At 44.4% G+C, this 20,325-nt stretch carries 20 protein-coding genes; 2 read left to right on the top strand and 18 right to left on the bottom strand.

Annotated elements, in window-relative coordinates; translation table 11 throughout:
- Positions 1–45: 45 nt before the first annotated feature.
- The 6 genes from BMY78_RS10375 to BMY78_RS10350 form a co-directional block, all read right to left on the bottom strand.
- Positions 46–1,320, bottom strand: a complete 1,275-nt coding sequence (locus BMY78_RS10375; protein WP_256222041.1) for an ABC transporter substrate-binding protein — start codon at positions 1,318–1,320, stop codon at positions 46–48.
- Positions 1,321–1,405: 85 nt separating this feature from the next.
- On the bottom strand, positions 1,406–2,284 hold the full coding sequence (locus BMY78_RS10370) for a helix-turn-helix transcriptional regulator (RefSeq protein WP_090897686.1): 879 nt from the start codon (positions 2,282–2,284) through the stop codon (positions 1,406–1,408).
- Between the two features lie 455 nt (positions 2,285–2,739).
- Positions 2,740–3,705, bottom strand: coding sequence for an MBL fold metallo-hydrolase (locus BMY78_RS10365; protein ID WP_090897683.1), 966 nt, complete (start codon positions 3,703–3,705; stop codon positions 2,740–2,742).
- 105 nt (positions 3,706–3,810) lie between these two features.
- Entirely contained in the window at positions 3,811–4,353 is a 543-nt protein-coding gene (locus tag BMY78_RS10360; RefSeq protein WP_090897680.1) for a TetR/AcrR family transcriptional regulator, read from the bottom strand.
- A gap of 28 nt (positions 4,354–4,381) precedes the next feature.
- Positions 4,382–4,732: a DMT family transporter gene (locus tag BMY78_RS10355; protein WP_090897677.1), complete on the bottom strand. Its 351-nt coding sequence runs from the start codon at positions 4,730–4,732 to the stop codon at positions 4,382–4,384.
- Positions 4,733–4,753: 21 nt separating this feature from the next.
- On the bottom strand, positions 4,754–5,074 hold the full coding sequence (locus tag BMY78_RS10350; RefSeq protein WP_090897674.1) for a DMT family transporter: 321 nt from the start codon (positions 5,072–5,074) through the stop codon (positions 4,754–4,756).
- Positions 5,075–5,304: 230 nt separating this feature from the next.
- Here BMY78_RS10350 and metE point away from each other — a divergent pair, with 230 nt between their 5' ends.
- Entirely contained in the window at positions 5,305–7,596 is a 2,292-nt protein-coding gene (gene metE, locus BMY78_RS10345; RefSeq protein ID WP_090897671.1) for a 5-methyltetrahydropteroyltriglutamate--homocysteine S-methyltransferase, read from the top strand.
- Positions 7,597–7,736: 140 nt separating this feature from the next.
- On the opposite strand, the gene vanG is transcribed toward metE, so the two are convergent.
- From vanG to BMY78_RS10310, 7 genes are all read right to left on the bottom strand, one after another.
- The gene (gene vanG / locus BMY78_RS10340) at positions 7,737–8,789 is read right to left on the bottom strand and encodes a D-alanine--D-serine ligase VanG (RefSeq protein ID WP_090897668.1); all 1,053 of its coding nucleotides are present in this window, start codon (positions 8,787–8,789) and stop codon (positions 7,737–7,739) included.
- Positions 8,790–8,841: 52 nt separating this feature from the next.
- Positions 8,842–9,648, bottom strand: coding sequence for a D-alanyl-D-alanine carboxypeptidase family protein (locus tag BMY78_RS10335; RefSeq protein ID WP_090897665.1), 807 nt, complete (start codon positions 9,646–9,648; stop codon positions 8,842–8,844).
- On the bottom strand, positions 9,614–10,768 hold the full coding sequence (gene alr / locus BMY78_RS10330) for an alanine racemase (protein WP_090897662.1): 1,155 nt from the start codon (positions 10,766–10,768) through the stop codon (positions 9,614–9,616). The genes BMY78_RS10335 and alr overlap by 35 nt, the downstream gene beginning before the upstream one ends.
- A 320-nt stretch (positions 10,769–11,088) precedes the next feature.
- Complete coding sequence (locus tag BMY78_RS10325) at positions 11,089–11,940, bottom strand: hypothetical protein (protein ID WP_090897659.1); 852 nt, start codon at positions 11,938–11,940, stop codon at positions 11,089–11,091.
- A complete protein-coding gene (locus BMY78_RS33705; RefSeq protein ID WP_371129159.1) occupies positions 11,937–12,044 on the bottom strand; it encodes a hypothetical protein in 108 nt (35 codons plus the stop codon). Before BMY78_RS33705 ends, BMY78_RS10325 begins: the two co-directional genes overlap by 4 nt.
- A 29-nt stretch (positions 12,045–12,073) precedes the next feature.
- On the bottom strand, positions 12,074–12,442 hold the full coding sequence (locus tag BMY78_RS10320; RefSeq protein WP_371129128.1) for a sigma factor: 369 nt from the start codon (positions 12,440–12,442) through the stop codon (positions 12,074–12,076).
- Positions 12,443–13,027: 585 nt separating this feature from the next.
- Positions 13,028–14,257, bottom strand: coding sequence for an aminopeptidase (locus BMY78_RS10310; RefSeq protein ID WP_371129158.1), 1,230 nt, complete (start codon positions 14,255–14,257; stop codon positions 13,028–13,030).
- Between the two features lie 190 nt (positions 14,258–14,447).
- Here BMY78_RS10310 and BMY78_RS10305 point away from each other — a divergent pair, with 190 nt between their 5' ends.
- The gene (locus BMY78_RS10305; protein ID WP_090897651.1) at positions 14,448–15,722 is read left to right on the top strand and encodes a stalk domain-containing protein; all 1,275 of its coding nucleotides are present in this window, start codon (positions 14,448–14,450) and stop codon (positions 15,720–15,722) included.
- A gap of 108 nt (positions 15,723–15,830) precedes the next feature.
- Here BMY78_RS10305 and BMY78_RS10300 read toward each other — a convergent pair whose 3' ends face one another.
- The 5 genes from BMY78_RS10300 to BMY78_RS10280 form a co-directional block, all read right to left on the bottom strand.
- The gene (locus tag BMY78_RS10300) at positions 15,831–16,331 is read right to left on the bottom strand and encodes a GNAT family N-acetyltransferase (RefSeq protein ID WP_090897649.1); all 501 of its coding nucleotides are present in this window, start codon (positions 16,329–16,331) and stop codon (positions 15,831–15,833) included.
- 213 nt (positions 16,332–16,544) lie between these two features.
- Positions 16,545–16,853, bottom strand: coding sequence for a hypothetical protein (locus tag BMY78_RS10295; protein ID WP_090897646.1), 309 nt, complete (start codon positions 16,851–16,853; stop codon positions 16,545–16,547).
- A 15-nt stretch (positions 16,854–16,868) separates the two neighbouring features.
- On the bottom strand, positions 16,869–18,053 hold the full coding sequence (locus BMY78_RS10290; protein WP_090897643.1) for an aminotransferase-like domain-containing protein: 1,185 nt from the start codon (positions 18,051–18,053) through the stop codon (positions 16,869–16,871).
- 189 nt (positions 18,054–18,242) lie between these two features.
- Positions 18,243–19,397 carry an NAD(P)/FAD-dependent oxidoreductase gene (locus BMY78_RS10285; protein ID WP_090897640.1) on the bottom strand — a complete coding sequence of 385 codons (1,155 nt, stop codon included), beginning with the start codon at positions 19,395–19,397 and terminating at the stop codon, positions 18,243–18,245.
- A 58-nt stretch (positions 19,398–19,455) separates the two neighbouring features.
- Positions 19,456–20,181 (bottom strand): methyltransferase domain-containing protein, encoded by a 726-nt coding sequence (locus BMY78_RS10280; protein WP_090897637.1) that lies wholly within the window; start codon positions 20,179–20,181, stop codon positions 19,456–19,458.
- Between the last annotated feature and the right edge of the window lie 144 nt (positions 20,182–20,325).

Raw genomic sequence — 20,325 nt, 5'->3', positions numbered from 1 at the left:
ACCCCCAGTCATCGGATGATTAAAAGGTATTTGCTTACTTCTAAGCTAATCCACTTCCAGCTCCGGAAATCTCAGTTTGACATCACGCTTGATTCGTTTTACGGCTTCTTCTTTGGTTAGAATGTCGTTATTGAGATACAACTGGAGTACATTTTTGAAGATGTCATTGTTAATGATTGAGTCATATTTAGTTCGCTCATATACCGGGACCTGCTTGGCTGCTTCCGAGAAAAATTCAAAATGCTTCTGCCCTCCCAAATACGCTGAAGATACAGAACCTGCAAGCTGATCATTCACGACCATATTGCTTGTGAAATAGTCCTGTTCCTTCGCAAGTTCAGACAGAAAGTCATGATTAAAGTTATAAAACTCAATAAACTTCCAGGCCAAATCCTTTTTGTCACTTTTGCTGTACATCGCAATATAAGTTCCACCGGCACTAAAAGCGGATGGACCAGGCGCAAGACCCCACAATCCTTCGGTATCGGGAGCGTTCGCCTTAAAGGTGTATTGCAATGCCCAGGTTGCTCCAGGATAGAACATCACTTGGCCTTTTTGCATCGAAGCCGCATATCCGGCACTACCATCATCCAACTCTGCAAGCACATGCCGCTGACGGGCTTCACGAACAAGGTCAAGCACCTTCATGTAGGTAGGATCGATGACTAACTTGCCATCCTTAACCCAAGGAATACCATCATATGAATTGGATATCGCATTCCAGTTGGCAAGGGCGTGAACTTTATTTCCACTTTGCTGCTCTACCCTTTCTCCAATCTCGAATATCTTCTCCCATGTATCAATTTGCGGCCCTACCTTCTCCGGATCGTCCGTACCCAAGTATTCTTTAGCCAAATCTCTCCGATAATAAATGCCCCCAGGCGTTCCCTGATAACCGATTGCTCTAACATTTCCTTCACTATCCTTCTCATTGGCCTGCACAAAAGCGTACTGCTCTGAAATCAGTTCATTGGCGTTGTACGGTGCTGCCGATAAATTCTCCAGATAAGGCACATCAATCAGCTCTCTTATATTTGCATTCTCGATCATAAACACATCCGGAGCCTTGGACGTTGTCTGTAAGGCGGACTTAAGCTTGGTGATATAGAAATTGCCCGGAATATTAACAAAGTTCACCTTAATGTCCGGATATTTCTCCTCGAATTTCTCAATGGCATAACCTGCTTCATCCGTAAAACTCCAAACGGTAATTTCTTCCTGCTTGGGCTGGTTGGCTCCATTGGGTTGGCAGCCGGACACCATTATCACTGCGCTTACGAGTGCAATCATGGAGATATATTTAAGCTTAAACTTCTTCATGGGCCCCCTCCTTCAAAAAGGAAACGCTTACAATTTATTAGAGTATATGGATTTTGGAGAAGGCTTTCTCTCCAAATATTGTGAATCATCCTTCATATGTTGTGATATTTGTACGATGCTTCTTGCGAAATTCAGACGGAGTGCAGTCATTATATTTTTTGAACAGACGGTTGTATGAGTTCACATTGTTGAATCCATGACCAATGGCAATATCCAGAATGGATTCTTCGCGAAACAATAACGCCCACTCCGATTTGATGATTCTAAAATGATTCAGGTATTCCATCAATGTGATTCCTTTAATCTCTTTGAACAATTTACATACGTGAAATTTGCTGAATTTGATGTGCTCTGCGACCTGATCGAGTTTAATGGGTTCAGCGTAGTGCTCCTCCAGGTATTCACAGACCGATTCGAGAAATTCGAATTTTTTGGAAGGCGTACAGGGCCAAGCTGAAGTTATTTCATCTGTAATCGGTGCCTTTGTACGCAGCATATGAACAATGAGATCATATAATCTGGCCACCATTAACCAGCGATATCCCGCCTGCCGATCCTTCTCTTCATTTGCTAAGGCATCTATATATTTCCCAAGGTTTTTCTCATGACAAAGGCTGCACGGGATGACCGTTGTTTTATTGAAAAGCTCACCCAGGTCCTGGGTTTCTCTTTCGGTTGTGAAGCTTCCCGTTAATAATTCCAGTCGAAACAGGATAATGGTTAAATGATCTGTACCTGGCAAGAAACAGTGAATGTCTCCGGGTTTAATAAGCAGCACATCTCCGTGTTCAAGGCTAAATATATGGTTATTGATGCCAATTCTCGCGCTTTTCCCATTGACTACAACCATTTCAACCTCTTCATGCCAGTGTGCGGCAAAATTAAACTGTTCCTCGGTATGAATCACCCGGATTGGAAAACCCTCTGTCATATGACCTGTTTCAAGAAAAGTAGGTACACCCATCGAATCACCCTTTCCACATTTTCCAGCGTAACAAGGATCTATATAAATTGAATTAAAGAATATTTACACTTGCCACGCCGATGACAGAACAACCTTCCGATCGCTGTTATCCCCAGATTGTATTGAATCCCTTTTTCAAAGGAAAAATCCAGCGATAAAGGTGAGGTGTATGCTTCCGATGCAGCTTTCTTCCAGAAAGCTTTTAGCTCCGCTTCTTCAGGTTATTTCTGCCCTCTCCGTTCTCGTGTAAATGTTAAATTCAATTTCTAGTTATCATTATTATGCATCAAGTATAGCTGTCCCTTCTAATCGAGCTTAAAAAAACAGTTGGAGAAACAAAAAAACTCCCCAACATTTGTTAAGGAGCTACTGTACTGATCTATCTATTTACAATCGGTTGCGAACACGCACGCCATCATAAGTCAAATGAAGCAATTCGGTTTCTTGGGACAGGTTCAATCTTTACCCGTTTTCTTGATCCATTCGTAGATGCTTTGCAAATTGGACTTGAAATACGTAGTAAAAAACCAGTCCTGATAGGCTAATGGTACAGTAATTTCGTCCAAACTTTGGTTTCTTTGAGCAGCATCAGTCACGATTTCCAATAAATCCGTTATGTAAGCTCTGACTTCATGCAGTGCGTTCAATGAGCATACTTCTCCATGCCCCGGTACGATGATTTCTATATCCAGCTGTTCCACTTTATCCAAAATATCCAGCCATTGCTGAGGATTCGCATACATGAGAACCGGATGATGTTTAGATAACACCAGGTCGCCCATTATGGCAATTCTGTCTTTCGGAATATAGACCAGGGCATCACTCTGGGTATGACCTCCGCCAAAAGTAATAAGTTCAACACTGCGCTTACTGCCATGAATAGTCATGTGCTGATCAAACGTTAAGTTCGGCAATGAATATACCAGGTCGGGGAGCATCTTCATATATTCACGATCACTGGCATTATCCCATTGCATTTCCTGTCTTAACTTTTTGTTCGTCTCTCGTTGTATTTGTTCATCAAGTTCGTCTATAGCTTTATAAATCGCTTCAGGTTTTGCCAACTGCTGCATTATTCTGTTCCTTACAAAAGTATCCATGATTTCGCGAGTAATCGATGTGGAAATAATCTGTGCTTCAGGGACAAATACTTGATTTCCACATGTATGGTCACTATGCCAATGCGTATTAATTACATAAGAAGCCTTTCTTCCGGTGAGGTACTCAGTCGCTGCCTGCAAATCCTCTGCCGCCTGTATCGTCGTGAATGTGTCCACAACTAGCGTTGTATCACCTAAATCAACGATTGTGGCATTACCCAATGAACCTGAACCGGGAACTGCAACCGCAGCAAATACACCCTCAGTAACCTCATTTAGTTGAAAATGCCTTGATCCTGCGAAAGCCATTATTCGGCTCATTATGCAATACCTCTCCTTTCTGATTTCAACTCTGTTTTATTGCAATTCTAATTAAAAAAGTTCCCGGGCTTCAAATATGAAAAAAAGAGTTGATGCACAGCATTCTCATTTTGCTTCGAAAGACATCTTCATGAGTCTTTCTTCTACTTGATTTCGAATATCCTGATCCAGGATTCCAACTCCGAAAATCTCGGAAAACCATAACCCGTCTGTTGCTAACTTGATAATAACAGCATTCACGGGATCAATGCCATCGTTTAAAATTTCTTCTTGAAGAACGTTATTTTTTTCATTATACGCTGCAAGTAATTCGGGCTTTGAGAATAATACCGCCAAAAGCGCAGTACTCAAAGCTGCAGTCGTTTGGGGGTCATGGAAGGTCGTTTCGATATAAGCCCTGCTCCATTTCCCGACTTCGTTTATGCTTTCGCTTGATTTTTGCTGTAGTTCAGAGAAGAACGTATCCCCGAATTCCTCGATCATGGCAGTAACGATTGCTTCCTTATTGGGAAAATGATGAAGCAATCCGCCTTTGCTTACTCCCGCATGTTTAGCAACAGCTTCCAGCGTCAATTTCTCCATGCCCAAATGTTCGACAATATGTGATGCTGATGCCAGTAGCTCATGACGTCTTGAATTACTTCTCATACAGATCTCCTCCTTCATGTACGTTTATTTAAGACTGACTTGTGTTTGATGATTTGGCTGGACTTTTGGATAAGTTTAAAAGTACTACACCTCCGATAACCATAATGAGTCCGATTCCAGAAAGCATGTTGAACGGATCATTCCATAAAATGACGCCAAGCAAGGCGGTTATTGCTGTCCCTACACCTGCCCATATGGCGTAAGCTGTGCTCAAAGGAATTGTTTTCAAAGTCATTGTCAAAAAATAAAACGATAACGCCATGCCAACAACAAGTCCAATTGAAGGTAGCAGATTGGTGAATCCAGCCGATAATTTTAACATGGTAGTACCGAAAACCTCAGCAATAATGGCAATGGCAAGTGCAAAATAACCCTTCATTATTCATCCCTCCATTCTTGCTCAGCTATGAGCCAATTTCATAATCACAACCCCAGCAATGATAAGAATTAATGCTGAGATTTTTCTGAGGTTCACGCTCTCTTTATAAAACACTATGCCAACGAGTGCTGTAAGAGCAGTTCCCACACCCGACCACGTTGCATATGCGGTACCAAGCGGAATGGTTTTCAAAGCCAGTGAAAGACAAAAGAACGCTGTACCCATTCCCAAAATCAATCCTACTATCGGAAGTTTCTTTTGGAATCCGTTTGATAATTTCATCATGGAACTACCAAACACTTCAGATACAATCGCTAAACCCAATAAAAAATATGCAACCATCTCTCATTCCTCCTCCCACATACGTAACGTTATTCAACTTCCATTTAACTATACCGTCTGGACGGTTTTCTGTAAAGTTTTATAATAACTTAATGTTTGTCATTATTACTTGCTTTCATGCTACACCGGTATAGCCATAGGCTATAGCTAGATATAACTTAATGGAATTACATTATAACTCCGGATATGTGATAACTTTTTGGTAACATATTGTAGAGGAGTTTTACGTCATGGCAAAAAGCAGTGTATTGGGATATCCACGAATTGGTGCGGATCGGGAATGGAAGAAAGCCTTGGAGGCATTCTGGTCAGGCAAGCTCGAAGAAACAGATTTTCAAGCAAGATTGCAGGAGATTCGGTTAGATCACCTGCGCAAGCAGCAAGAAAAAGGTATCGATCTTATTCCTGTTAATGACTTCAGTTACTATGATCACATTCTGGATACTGCCGTTATGTTCGGAATTGTTCCAAAACGGTTTGCATATGACGGTGGCGCTGTACCTTTGTCCGTCTATTACGGAATTGCCCGGGGAACGAAAGATGCAGCCGCAAGCGAAATGACAAAATGGTTTAACACAAACTATCACTATATCGTGCCTGAACTGGACGGTGCTTCCCCTGCCCTAACGGAAAATAAACCCCTTCTTGCTTATCGCGAAGCCAAAGAGAAGCTCGGTATTGAAGGCAAACCGGTTCTTGTCGGACCGTTGACCTTCCTGAAGCTGTCCAAAGGATACGATAAGTCCGAAACAAACGCTTGGCTGGACCGCCTGCTTCCACTCTATGTACAAGTGCTTCAGGAGCTTGCAAATGAAGGTGTTCAGTGGGTACAGATTGACGAGCCAATCCTCGTTACCAAAACAAGTGATGCTGACCTACAGCTGCTAAGTAAAATTTATGAGACGTTTGCAGCTGCTGTACCAGGTCTAAACATTATGCTGCAGACCTACTTTGAATCCGTAGAGAACTATAGCAACATTGTTGCCCTACCGGTTCAAGGTATCGGACTTGATTTTGTACACGGGGCTACGGGTAACATTCAGTCCATTCAAGCGTCCGGTTTCCCTACGGATAAAGTTTTGGGTGCTGGGGTTATTGACGGCCGCGGGATCTGGAAAGCCTCTTTGCCAGGAAAACTGAAGCTGTTGGATGAACTGGTTGAACTCGTAACACCTGAACGTTTAATCGTGCAATCCTCATGCAGCTTGCTTCATGTTCCGGTAACGACAGAGCGTGAAACTAAACTCACATCCGAACTGAAAAATGCTCTGGCATTTGCAGATGAAAAGTTAGACGAGATCGTTCTGTTGACAAAAGCATTGTCTTCAAGAAACGCTGAAATCATCGCTGAAATTGAAAATTCTGATCGTACGATCCAGGCTCTTCAGCAATCCGAAGAGCGTAATCGTGTTGCTGTTCAAGAAGCCGTGGCAACACTCAGCGTTCAACAGCCGGAACGTTCCCGTCCGTTTGCCGAGCGTCATATCGCTCAGCAGGACAAATGGAAATTGCCACTTTTCCCGACAACGACTATCGGCAGCTTCCCACAATCCGCAGAAGTGCGTAAAGCACGTCAATTGTGGCGTAAGGGTGAGTTGAACAATGAGCAGTATGCTGCTTTCATCCGGGATCAAATTGATATCTGGATCAAAATTCAGGAAGAGATCGAGATCGATGTTCTCGTACATGGTGAGTTTGAGCGTACCGACATGGTAGAGTTCTTTGGCGAAAAACTTGCAGGGTTTGCCTTCACACAATTTGGATGGGTACAATCATACGGTTCTCGTTGCGTAAAACCACCAATTATTTTCGGAGACGTTGCATTTACCGGAGAAATGACCGTTGAAGAAACCAAATACGCACAGTCCCAAACACAACGTCCTGTAAAAGGTATGCTTACTGGACCGATCACTATCATGAACTGGTCATTTGTGCGTGAAGACATCCCGCGCGAGCATATCGCATATCAATTGGCGTATGCACTGAGACAAGAAGTCGAAGCACTGGAGCAAGCAGGTATTGGCATGATCCAGGTCGATGAGCCAGCGGTTCGCGAAGGACTGCCGTTGAAGGAAAACGAGCAAGCCGATTATCTGGCTTGGGCGGTCAAAGCTTTCCGTATCTCCACTTGCACGGTTCAAGACACAACTCAAATTCACACACATATGTGCTATTGCGAATTCCATGACATGATTGATTCCATCGAAGCGATGGATGCCGATGTTATTTCGATCGAGACATCCCGCAGTCACGGTGAATTGATTCACAGCTTTGAGTTGAACACGTATAAACTGGGCATTGGCCTTGGCGTATATGACATCCATAGTCCACGTGTTCCAAGTGTGGATGAAATGACGAGCATGATTGAACGCGCCTTGCGTGTATTGGACCCTAAATTGTTCTGGATTAATCCGGATTGCGGTCTTAAAACTCGTGGGCTCGAAGAAACCGTTGCTTCCTTGCGCAACATGGTTGATGCAACCAAGATTGCTCGTGAAAAGCACGTTGCAGCAACGGTTTAAGTTGAATAGATAAAGAACTCAAGAATTCGTTGATAAAAGGCGGACATTCCTATGCTATGGAATGTCCGCCTTTTAATATCATCTTTACGCTGCCATAATGAATCCATCCAATCCCCGTTCAACCGCAAGTTCAACCGATCTCAGTTCTCATCAATGGCGATCTCGATGAGCTGGTTAAGAATATTTGCATAAGTCATGCCGCCAGCTTGGAGCATGTTGGGATAACGGGAATTCGATGTGAAACCAGGTATCGTGTTGACTTCATTGAACACAATTCTTCCGTCAGCGGTCAGGAACATATCTACTCGGGCAAACCCTCTGCATCCAAGCGTTTTATAAATAGTCAGAGCGCTCTCCTTAACCTTCGTTTCAATGTCTTCATCAATGCGGGCTGGCAAGTGAATCTTCGAACTGATCAAGGAGTACTTTTCCGAGAAGTCAAAAAAGTGCCCCTGTAGTTCAATCTCATCAATTACACCAATCATGGGATCAGAATTGCCCAATACAGCACAACCCACTTCAAAACCGTTAATATTTTGCTCAATGACAACTTTGCTGTCGTGTATGAAGGCATGTTCAATTCCGGTAATCAACTCTTGCCTATTGTTCACCTTCGAAATGCCTAATGATGATCCTGATCTAGCCGGCTTAACAAAGAGTGGGAAGCCCAGTGCTTCTATTGCTGGTAGCGCTTCTTCCATCCGTTCACTCCGTTGTATTGTAAGGGAACGCGGCGTATCTATACCTGCTCCCTGCACCAGTTTATGAGCCAGTTCCTTGTCCATACATAACGCAGAGGATAACATGCCACATCCAACAAACGGTATACCCGACAGTTCCAATAATCCTTGCAGGGTTCCATCCTCACCGTATTTGCCGTGCAGCACTGGAAACACAACATCGATCGTTGTTACATGATATTCTGTATGCACAAGCTCAATTAGTCCTCTGACTTCTCTACTCGGCGAGAAAAAGGATGGGATACAACTCGGATGCAAATGCCATCGATCATTGCGAATATCCTCAACCGTTCCACTATATCGGAGCCAAGAACCTTGCTGTGTAATTCCAATTAACACAAGATTGTATTTTTCGGTATCCAAATTTTCAATCACTGAAGCGGCCGAGCTCAAAGATACGTTATACTCACCTGAACATCCGCCAAACAATACCGCAATCGACTTCTTCTGCATCATAAGAGCCTCCTAAAATGTGATATGTCTGAATCATCCTTATTGCTATAACTTAATTTTTAGAGAATGTCGTAACAATGAATCCTTCTCGATTCGTTCCTGATATGCGATAAGAATCACAACTCATGATCGGGATATGACTAGATATCCCTTTATCTGCGGGAACATAATAGATATGGATTGCCATGTCCTTTTCTTTAATCGTAAGCTGCTCTCCAGAGTACCGATATTGCTGTACAAAATCGATGTACTCCTCTAAACATAGATTGTTCTCTTCCATGATTTTGGAATGGGGATATCCTACATATCTAAAATGCCATGGCTCATAAGCAATACGCGTGATTGATTCTTTTTCTTGTTTATATCGAAGGATAAAACCGAATTGAATGGCATGTTGTCTGAAGGACTTGTAAATGCCCGTATCCGGAAAGGAAGGAGCAATAAAATCGATATTCGATTTCAATTTCCCCACATCGACAGCCAACCCCGTTTGGTGTTCACTATGGTCAGGCAAGGCTACGTATTTGGAAGTATATTCGGAACCCTGTTCTATCAAACAATCATGATAGATTTGGACTTGATCTTCTTTTGTGCGATATGCGCTGACGGCGACAATTTCATCCATCCCCCCACAAGCTTTAAGCAGAGCATGAAATTGATTGAAGCACTGCTTCTCCAGAAGCATCTGCTTATTTAACTTCTTTATTGAAGGCAAGGAATCCAATGACTCTAATTCATGTACTTTTACTTGCCTTCTGATTGGGTTTTGATCATTTATTAACACTAAGTGCCCTTGAAATAATTCTTCGTTACTTACGCTGATTTCAATATGTTTTTGTACGACTTCCCGTGATTTCATGATGAAGTACCCCACCTTCTTTATACATTCGTAACACTCTGTCCGTGATCGAACTCGTTATTTCTTGAGAGACACCACCGATATGATGGGCCAGTTCCTGAATCGGAATTTCCTGCTCACCTGAATAGCCAATGAAGGTCACCTTTGATCCTTCGGGAAAATACATCGGAAGCTTGACCATCAATTGATCCATGGAGATTTTCCCTATAATTTCTGCACGATACCCTTCCACTAACACCTCCGAATTTTGCATTCTCTGCGACCATCCATCGGCATAGCCGATAGGCACTGTTCCGATCCATTGATCTGAGTTTGTTTGGTAAGCATTGTTGTAACCCACATATTCGCCTTTTTTTAATTTTTTCGTTTGTAATAATCTACTGTGCATACTGAATGCCGGATTGAGTTGGATGTTAGGCACTAGTTTTTCCGGATAAAAGCCATAGATTGCAGCTCCTATTCGAGCCATATCCATGCACAATTCCGGGAATCGAAGTGCTGCAACACTTCCCGCACAGTGATAATGACTGATGGGTATCCGTGACATACTGCTCCACTCTTTCATTTCCAGGAAGTGTTGAATCTGAAGCTGTAGATAACGGTTGTCTTCCTCACCTGCTGTCGCGAAGTGGGTATAGAACCCGTCGACTACTACATCTGGTGCTCTAAGCCAAGGAACCATTTCAAGCCACTCTTCTTGCGTGCGTATACCGATTCGCCCAAGTCCAGTATCCATTTTCACATGCACAGATACCTTATGCGGGGTATGAACAGGCTTGTATTTTCTCATCTCATGAAACCATGACGCCTGTGTAACGGTAAGCATCAAATCATGTTCCAAAGCCAGAGGTACAAGTTCGGGACGAATCGGAGTCAAAATAAGAATCGGTTGTTTTAAGCCGGCAGTCCTAAGGCGAACGGCTTCTTCAATGAAGGCACACGCTAAATAGTCCGCACCTGCCTCTACTGCTTCTTTGGCTGTTTCAATATCTCCATGCCCGTATGCATTTGCTTTAACAACGGCCATTAGTTTGGTCGAACGAGGTAGAAATTTGCGGATCTGTATGACATTCTCGCGAATTTGCGTTAAATCTATTTCAGCCCAAGTATCTCGATACATCCGAAGGATCTCCTCAACCCAATAGATGGTATATTTTTAATTACTATTTTCAATAGATCCGCATTTGCACTTTTCATTGTTTGGCCTCCTAAAGGTGTGAATACAGTGCGTTGAATTGATTTAAGTGTATATTAAGGCTGCTACAGCTCCTATCGATCAAACTTACACAAAACTGACAACGTTGTAAGATTACTGATTTGCACCTCTCATAGTTGCAACAAAAAAAAGCCGCCAATAGGGCGACTCGTAAAAGATAACGGAAATGAACTTCGATAATAAAGTCTACAAGAAGAAGCCTGCGTTAAGGCAGGCCTCTTTCATTATTGTGGATTTTCATTACTCATCCAACTGTCGACATGCAGTGGTTCACTGTAGTCCTCCCGGTCAGTAAATTCTTTCAGGTGTTTCTCTGCATCTGCATGGTTATCGAAGGCACCCATAACGACGGTGAATTTCCCATTTTGGGTCTGTACAACGCTGCTGTCATCGGCAGAATACTGTTCAGCCAACATGGCCAGTGCTTCACCCTGCTCCATGTCTTCGCTACGTACAAAGAAAAGTTCATGTGATTGCGTTGTCTTCCCGTCGGAAAAAAGCTTCAACTGAAAATATCCGGGCTGCTGATACTCTGACACGGAATAATCCACATCATCCTTAAGTTCAACCACAAAGCCAATGGCGGAATCATCCAAAATGATATTTTGATAGACATCTTTTACATTCTTAAGTGCTTTAATGTCCTTCTCCAACTTGTCATAATCCAGATGACGCACCCCGTTGAAGGTGAAGATCAAGCGATTTGGTCCTTCTTTGTGATCCACAGTATACGATGGAGCAGAGGTGATCTGTTCACCATCGATCTGAAAATTAATGTTTAGTGTATCCGATTCTTTGGTCGTTGTAACCGAAACCCCATCTGTGCGCTCTCCGCCACCACCAACTTGCAGAATTTTGACGACAGAACCTATAACAGGTACATCGGATAATGCCTTGGCTACACCTGGAACGTTAGCTGTTATCATCACCGCAGCACAGGCAGCAACCAGGGATGAACTACGCCAGATCATCATTTTTCTTCGCTTTTGGTTTCGTGCGCGCTGACGGGCTTGCTGAATAACTCCGGAAAGGCCGGATGGAATATTGATCTGTTCATATCTTTCTTTTCCTGTCATGTAAAATCAACCTCTTCCTTGGTTAGATGTTTTTTGAGTTTGTTTAAGATCTTATAGAACCTGGTCTTCACCGTGCTTTCCGGCAAGGACAGTACCTCCGCCATATCCTTGAATCGCTGATCCTGGAAAAATTTCAAAACGATAAATGCCCTATCTTCGGATGCAGGTGATCCAGTGCTTCGTATAAATCCCATTGCTCTTCAAGCCCCATGGAACTCTCTTCGGCTGCAAATGGTATGGTGCTGTCTTCCATATACGTGTATTTCTTCTTTCGTCTGATGTGATCCAGAGAACAATTGATGACAATCCGGGTCATCCAGGTTTCAAAATAATCAGGACTCTTCACTTTTTCATAAGATAGAAAACCTTTATACGAGGCTTCAGATATAATTTCCAATGCTTCCTGTTCATTTTTCACATAAGAGAACGCGAAGCGATAAAGCTTTTCTTTACATGCCTCCAGACGATCACTGAACTGCTGTTCAGTTAGTGCTGTACTCACCTTGCTCAGTTTGTCCACCCCCGTTGCGACTGTATATTTTGATTATTGCCGCATTTTTAATAAAGCTTACTTTGTATGTTGTTTCGCATGTTAGACAGCTGAGAGTCGAAAATAGTTTTAAAGAAGATGAATTTTTTTATCTGGGAACAAGAACTTATATCGTCCCAAACGAAAAAAGCCGCCAATAGGCGACTTCTTTTCTCTTTCTTCATTAGGAAGAACAGTAATTGCATATGCCCTCTTGCCCCAATCAGTCTCCAACCCAGCTCAAGAATGGACAACTTATCTTTTAGAGCCATGTCCATAATCAGCTGTACCCTGCTTTTCATGTCATTGGATGCTTCCACAGGATCTGGAATGTCTGGCAGCTGGCCTTCAACGGGATATTCCGAAAGGTCTAATCCATGTCTGCTATTTGTGCAATAGTCCTTCCATACATCGTTTGTCCTCGACGCAGAACCTCACTGAAAATTACGTTCTTTGAGGTAAATTAGGTATAGATATTGCCTACGCTAAGTTTTGCTGCCTTGGCGATATCGTTAATATTGGTTGAATCAATTCCACATTTAGCCATGTCTTATAGTGCTAAGCCCAGTTACCGTTACGAAACACAGGTTCCAGGCCTCCGTTTTCAAGATCTCCATCAATGTCCATATGAGCCGATCCAATCATAAAATCGACATGAATGAGGCTTGTGTTTACACCGTTTGCCGCCTTTTCCGCTTCAGTCATCTCGTTCCCTCCCTCAAGACAGAAGGGATAAGCATTACCGATCGCAAGATGGTTGGATGCATTTTCATCAAAAAGAGAGTTGTAAAAAACAAGCCCTGATTCCGAAATGGGAGAATGATGCGGCACCAACGCAATCTCGCCCAGATAGGATGCGCCTTCGTCGATGCTAATTAATCTTTTTAGCACCTCAAGCCCTTGCGTTGCTTGAATATTAATAATTTTCCCGTTTTCAAACGTCAAGGTGAAGTCATCGATTAGATATCCTTCATAATTTAGCGGCTTAGTACTGCGAACCGTGCCGTTCACCCCCTGCTTTAACGGGGCAGTCCATACTTCTTCTGACGGAATGTTTGCCAAAAATGAAACACCCTTTTCGTTGATGTTATCCGCATCACTAACCCAGATATGTTTAGGCGACAATTCTATCCGTAGATCCGTACCGGGTCCACGATATTGAAGTGCTCTGTATTGTTTACGATTAAGCTGATCGGTCTTGTTTCTAAGCAGCTCAAGATGTGTCTTCCATGCCTCAACGGGGTCTTCCGAATTAATCCGCCTAACGTTGAAGATAGCTTCCCACATCGTATCGATCAAGCACTCTTCGGCAACATCAGGAAACACCTTGGCAGCCCATGCTGTTGATGGAACCGTAACTATAGACCAACTGACCTTGTTGGACATGCCGTAGCTGCGAAATTTGGCTAATGCCTTACCCTTGGATGCATTCAAATTCATGATCCGCTGTGGATCTATTCCGTGCAGAAGATCGGGATTGGGTGCAGTGATCGTCAGGAAAGCGGCATTATTTTCGGCAAAAGTCTCCCAACCGGCTGCCCGGAACGCCGGGTATTCGTGGAACACCGAATCCGGTGCAAGTTCATACTTTAAACGCATAATCTCATCATCGCTCCACTCGATATAGACATCATGAGCGCCGGCTTCATAAGCATGTTTCACAACTAGTCGAACAAACGGAGCAGCCGATATTGGCGCGGTTATGACAAGCGTTTGTTCCCTCTGAACATGAACACCAACGTTGACCACAAGTGCTGCATAACGCTCCAATTTTTCACGAAAGTCCAATTGCATTCTTCTCCTCCTCCTGAATCCTGACTAAAATTAATATCACTGGTTTAATTATTACTCTTCAAAAGGCTATCATATCTTGTAATTGGAACTCTATGAAAATTTTGCTATACTATTTTATGCTAGATTACCGTCCAGATGAGCTGCAAATCTACTATATTTGATGAGTTGGAGGAATATAAAAAACATGTTACATACACGAATAGGAAAAACTGCTGCTGCCGCTATTCTTGCCATATCCTTGCTCGGAACTACTGCAAACCTTAATGATGCCTATGCTGCACCCGCCATTTCGGTCTTGCTGGATGATGTTCCTCTGAAATTCGATGCAGCCCCTCTGATTGATAAAGGTGTAACCTATGTCCCTTTCCGGACAGTTGGCGAAGCCCTGGGAATTAGCATTACATGGAACAGCAAAACGCAAACCGTGAAAGCGATTGGAAAAGTAAAAGGTCAGGCGACGGAAGTCCTGCTTCAAGTGGGAAGCACTACAGCAACCGTCAATGGAGAAAAAGTTAAGCTCGCAGCGCCACCGGTTCAGCGTGAAGGTCGTGTGCTTATTCCACTCAGTTCGTTCAGTAGTCAGTTCGGTGTTAATGTAGGCTGGAACCAATCAACTCGTACCGTTTCTCTTGTTTCACCTCAACGTGAAATGCATTTGAGAGCCTTCTACGCGCTGCAATCCTATAAGGAAATCGATTTGGTGTCATCCATGAACTCCGTTGCTTTTGGCTGGAGTCGCATCGATCGTGAAGGTCAATTTACGCTTCAGGGTGATGAGTATCAAATTCCTGCTGCTGCCGGTGACGTTACCCCTCAATCCATCGTTGCTGATGCAGCGAATCAGAGTATTAAACCGTATCTTATGGTTTATTCTTTGGATGGAAACGGAGAACTTACCAAGGTGCTAAGTGACAGCAGCATGCGCCAGAAGTCCATTGAGGGCATAACTGCTGCCATCGCTGAGAATGGTTTTGGAGGGGTTGTTCTTGATTTTGAAGGACTAGGTTTTAAGCTGGACGCTGTAGAGCAGCAGAAGCTGCTGAACAATTACGTCAAGCAATTGAAGGATTCCTTGCCTAAAGACATCGCCCTATCTTTGGCCGTACCTCCATTAAATAGTGCATATAAAGGTTATGACTACAAAACGCTCGCTTCATTGGCAGACGACATCATTATTATGGCTTATCAATATAATCCGGTCGGCACCAAAGCGCAGGTTCCCGAGCCGAACAGCCTTGTGGATCAAGCCATCCAGCTTGCGTTAGATGCAGGCGTTTCGAAACAAAAGCTTTTGCTCGGTATCAGCTTAAATAGTGAAACCTCATCTTCCATTGATGATAAACTGGGTCTTGCCAAGCGGTATGATCTCAAAGGTGCAGCCTTCTGGCGCCTTGGTTTATTCCGAACCTACAATAATCAGATGGAAGGCGCTGTCAATGCTTCTGTTATAAAAGAATAAAGGAATTCCGTTATTCTTGAATCCATTAGCTTTTCACACACCAAAAAAAACGAACCGAAATCTCTGGATGCGAACAAGAGGTTTCGGTTCGTTTGTTATAGATGATATCTATGCGTTCAATGAGGAATGCTCGTTTCTGTGGCTTGCGCTAAGTACCAGATCTTTCTGATAGGCGAGTACCTGGTCCCAGTCCCCGTGGAAAATCGGTATCCGATAGTACCCAACTCTTTCATAAAGGGCCGCTGCCTCAGGCTGCTTGGGGCCAGTCTGCAGCTTCAGATTGGTATAGCCAAACTCCAGCGCAAGACGCTCTGCTTCGGCAAGAATGGCCTGTGCCACACCCTTGCGACGGAAATCCGAACGTGTATACATGCGCTTGACCTCCACGGATGTAGCATCAAGGGGTCTGATGGCTCCGCAGCCTACCGGATATCCATCCAAACGCGCGACAATAAAGGCTGCTCGCGGTGTCTCCACATCGGATGGCTGAAATCCCGCCGTCCCATCGCCGCCATATAACAATCCCAATTCTTCGCTTAGCTCCTTGATTAATAGTTCTGAATCCTGGCTTCGTATATCTTCGGCGGCAGCAAGCACGATTGACGACATTGCGTAAAACCCCTTTCCCTCATTGGATTTATTGGATTTTGTGATTTATATAAATTATCACGAACAGGTCCTGAGCGTCAATTCCCCATCGATTGAATATTTCAATAAGCAAACTGAAGAGTAGGTACAGAGTAAAAAAGCCGCCAGATTGGCGACTTTCTCCATACGTATATGATTACAATTGAACAGACGCATTGGATTCCAATTCCCTGCTTACCCTTCAACCACATCAGCTCGTAAATCCGTTGCAACCTCGATCATTTGTGGAACAACAGCTTCATTGACTATGGCAACATACAGATCTCCCATATACAGACGAAATGGAATCTGCTGGTTCTCATACGTCCACATGAAGAAATCCCCATCGATGGACATGACACTCTCCGGTCCCTGGATGGTAAGAACAGGTGAGTACGTAAAGTCCGGTTTGGATGCAAAATACTGTTTGCATTCTTCCAAGGAGATGGATTGCTCCGGGTTATTATCTTGCATGGATCGAGTGATCCGAAAACGTTGATTCATGAAATATGCCTCCAATTAGAATTTGTGCAGAACCTGTCCCAGAATTTCGATGCCCTTCACAATTTGCTCATCGGAAGGTGTTGAGAAATTAAGTCTGATGGCATTGCAGGGTTCGTTCTCATCGACGAGAAAAGCAGTGCCCGGAACAACCGCTACACCTTCCGCAGCAGCTGTTTTGGCATAATCCAGCATCGGGATATGAGCTGGCAGATCACACCAGAGGAACAGCCCTCCATCCGGTTGGGTAAAGGTAATGGATTCACCCATATGCTCCTTCAGCTTGTCAATCATCAAGGCAGACTTCCTGCGATAAATCGCACGGATACTGCTGATATGCTCTGCATAGTTATACTCAGTCATGAACTTGTGTGCCAGAATCTGCGGCAGCATGGCTGTATGTACATCCTCTCCCTGTTTGGCAACAACCATCTTCTGAACAACCTCGGAAGGAGCCAGAACATAACCAACACGCAAGCCAGCGGACAGAATCTTGGAGAAGGAACCTACGTAAATAACCAGACCTTCATCATCCATCGACTTAATTGTCGCTACATCTTCTCCGCGAAAACGAAGTTCTCCGTATGGGTTATCTTCCAGAATCATGACTCCATACTTCTTGGCAAGATCATAGATTGCCTTGCGTTTCTCCAGGCTGGTGGTAAAACCTGTAGGGTTTTGGAAGCTCGGAATGACATAGATCATCTTTACATTCTGCTCGGTTTGCAGGGCATGCTCCAGCTTCCCGATATCCATACCGTCCGTCTCCATCGGAACGCCGACCAAGTTTGCACCTGAAGCCCGGAAAGAGTTCAGTGAACCGATAAAGCTTGGGCTCTCACAGATAATCGTATCCCCTTCATTACAGAATACTTTACAAGCAAGTTCAATCCCTTGCTGTGCGCCAGATACGATGAACAGTTCATCCGATGTTTTACCCGTGTCAAAGCCTGCCTTCAGGTGTGTAGTCAATGTATCCCGCAGCGGGGCATAGCCTTCGGTAATTCCGTATTGCAGTGCTGTTACCGGGTCCTGTTCCAGAATCGATTGGGTGAATGTGCGAATCGCCTCAATAGGGAATGTCTCCGGAGCGGGGTTCCCCGCCGAGAACGGAATTACATTTTGACCCGAAGAAGCCTTCAGGATTTCACGAATGATGGATGGCTGTAATGCAGCAATCCGGTTGGAAAATGAATAGTTCATCTTAAAATAATGCCTCCCGAATTCAAATCAGACTCTTGTCTGTATAACTACAATTAGATTCTATTATACGAGTATTTGGCAGATTTCTAAACGGTCTCGTCAAAATTGGCAGAGAAACAACAAAAAGAGGCTGACATATGCCGCCCCATGCTCCTAAGGTTTTACTTTATGGATGTCACTATGCTGCATCTATGACCGATGCACAAGATTGATTTCCGATAATCGTGTTGCCTTCACGAGATAAGTCGCCAGCCCAGGAACCATCCGGGCCAAACCAGGATAAAATTTGTTCGTTTTGGCAAAAGCCAGCTTCTGAATCCGTCGTGCACGCCGGAGCAGTCGGGAGAATTCGTGATGAGCTTCCTTCGAATACCCGTGCTGCCACTGCTTAAAGCTGATCTTCCTGTGAAGATACCTGTCCGTCCATTCAGCACACAGCAGTGAGGAACGAAGCGCAACGGACATCCCGTCACCACACAAGGGAGGGATCATCAGCATGGCATCTCCAATATGAGGATATTGGGACCACGGTTCAGGAACATTGGATAGATGGAGTGGTGCAATCGAGACCTGTGTTCCTTGGACTGGACTTCCCTCCGCAAGCCTCGCTGCCAATCTTTCGTTGGTCAGGGATGCAGCCAGCAGAATATCCTTCACAGACTTGCCGCTTCCACGCACCGCATCAAGGGTCAGCAATGCAGCTACATTAGCGATACCCTCCTCAATCGGCGAAATGCCGACATACCCTCCCTTGCAAAAATACAACTCTACCCGCGGCGGGATCGTGATTCCCCGATAGTGCGATTTGACACCCACATATGCTGTTTTATCCCGCAGCTCGGCTGGCGAGGTCATCCCGCGCGGCTTCTTCGAGCCATGGGCTCCAATAACGGTTTTTGCTCTATACTGAATCTCGTCATTTCCTTGTTTGGCTTCGACTTCATAGCTATAATCCTCTAACTGCCGAATGTTGGTTATCGTTGCCTTCGTAACGATCTCAACGCCTGCGGCTGTGGCCTGCTTGTGCAAATTCCGATCCAGCTCATATCGGCTAATGCCGTAGGCCAATCCCGGCAGAGGCGCCTCGATCTCCCCGCCCTGAGGCATAATGATCTTGGCATGATCCATGGTACTTGGCTTTATCTCTTGTTCACTAAGGTTGATCCCCAAATAATCCAGCATTTCCGTTGTCTCAGGCGACATAAACTCACCGCATGTTTTGTGACGTGGAAACTCCTGCCGATCCAACAGCAGTGTGCGGTGCCCTTGCCTGGCAAGCTGCAACGCACAGGTACTGCCGGCAATTCCAGCTCCGATGACTATGGCATCCATTGGTTCAGACACGCAAGAACACCCGCCTTTCATTGTCCATTTATGATAACTGCCTATCCATATAATGTAGCTATGATAGCTTCCCATGGTGGGGTATCACGACCGAATAGCGGAACAAAGGCTTCCATTCATAGGTCATCGTGTCATGGTTCAACTGCTGCTTCAAGTCCCGCCAATCGCTTCCCGTGAAGCCTTTTGCAACAGACAGCGGTCCATCATGACGAATATACCGATTGCGAGAGATCATTCGAGTGGTTATCCAGACAGCCGCATAGGATACAGGATGGCGATGAATATCATTAATGACAACGCCATACTTAGAGGCACGCAGCATATGCGAGACCATCTCCACGAGTTGCTTTCCTTCAAAATGATGGACAAATTGCGAGCCGGTCACGATGTCTGCTGAGGCATCCGGCAATTCCCTGACATCGGCACGTCGAACCTTGATTCTCGGTTCATTCATGAATAGGTTTCTCGCTTCCTCACATGCTTCCTCAGTCAGATCGACCAGAGTAATCTCAAGCTTAACTCCCTTCTGGTCCGCCCAGTGCAATAGTTTCTGGTTTACATCACCTGAACCCGCTCCCACATCAAGAAGAGTCAGCGTAGTTGGACTGCCTATCGCTTTCCATAACTTTTCCACCCCTGCACGGGTTGGCGCGGGAGCAGCAAATATTTTGTTCAGCCGCCTCAGATGTTTGAGCGCTTCGCTCAATTCTTCTCCCCCCATGGAGAAATCGTCCATCAACTCGTCTTCCCTTGCCCGTACGGATAGTGTTCTAAAGAAGGACATGATTCCGCTCCTTTACAGCTGTATAGTATGAATGATTTTCTCCAATTAACAATTATCCCCTTAACCAAGCCTTATACTCATTAGAGCTGAGCTGGATATATTATTTTACGAAGAGTTATCCAATCTCAGAATGCTTAATTTCAT

Source organism: Paenibacillus sp. OK076 (assembly GCF_900110055.1).
GTDB lineage: Bacteria > Bacillota > Bacilli > Paenibacillales > Paenibacillaceae > Paenibacillus.
The sequence above is the reverse complement of the archived record's forward strand: the minus strand, read 5'-3'. Positions and strand labels throughout refer to the sequence as shown.

Coding starts and splice junctions, on each gene's coding strand:
- BMY78_RS10375 (WP_256222041.1), bottom strand. CDS start 1,320: ATGAAGAAGTTTAAGCTTAAATATATCTCCATGATTGCACTCGTAAGC.
- BMY78_RS10370 (WP_090897686.1), bottom strand. CDS start 2,284: ATGGGTGTACCTACTTTTCTTGAAACAGGTCATATGACAGAGGGTTTT.
- BMY78_RS10365 (WP_090897683.1), bottom strand. CDS start 3,705: ATGAGCCGAATAATGGCTTTCGCAGGATCAAGGCATTTTCAACTAAAT.
- BMY78_RS10360 (WP_090897680.1), bottom strand. CDS start 4,353: ATGAGAAGTAATTCAAGACGTCATGAGCTACTGGCATCAGCATCACAT.
- BMY78_RS10355 (WP_090897677.1), bottom strand. CDS start 4,732: ATGAAGGGTTATTTTGCACTTGCCATTGCCATTATTGCTGAGGTTTTC.
- BMY78_RS10350 (WP_090897674.1), bottom strand. CDS start 5,074: ATGGTTGCATATTTTTTATTGGGTTTAGCGATTGTATCTGAAGTGTTT.
- metE (WP_090897671.1), top strand. CDS start 5,305: ATGGCAAAAAGCAGTGTATTGGGATATCCACGAATTGGTGCGGATCGG.
- vanG (WP_090897668.1), bottom strand. CDS start 8,789: ATGCAGAAGAAGTCGATTGCGGTATTGTTTGGCGGATGTTCAGGTGAG.
- BMY78_RS10335 (WP_090897665.1), bottom strand. CDS start 9,648: ATGAAATCACGGGAAGTCGTACAAAAACATATTGAAATCAGCGTAAGT.
- alr (WP_090897662.1), bottom strand. CDS start 10,768: ATGTATCGAGATACTTGGGCTGAAATAGATTTAACGCAAATTCGCGAG.
- BMY78_RS10325 (WP_090897659.1), bottom strand. CDS start 11,940: ATGACAGGAAAAGAAAGATATGAACAGATCAATATTCCATCCGGCCTT.
- BMY78_RS33705 (WP_371129159.1), bottom strand. CDS start 12,044: ATGGCGGAGGTACTGTCCTTGCCGGAAAGCACGGTGAAGACCAGGTTC.
- BMY78_RS10305 (WP_090897651.1), top strand. CDS start 14,448: ATGTTACATACACGAATAGGAAAAACTGCTGCTGCCGCTATTCTTGCC.
- BMY78_RS10300 (WP_090897649.1), bottom strand. CDS start 16,331: ATGTCGTCAATCGTGCTTGCTGCCGCCGAAGATATACGAAGCCAGGAT.
- BMY78_RS10295 (WP_090897646.1), bottom strand. CDS start 16,853: ATGAATCAACGTTTTCGGATCACTCGATCCATGCAAGATAATAACCCG.
- BMY78_RS10290 (WP_090897643.1), bottom strand. CDS start 18,053: ATGAACTATTCATTTTCCAACCGGATTGCTGCATTACAGCCATCCATC.
- BMY78_RS10280 (WP_090897637.1), bottom strand. CDS start 20,181: ATGTCCTTCTTTAGAACACTATCCGTACGGGCAAGGGAAGACGAGTTG.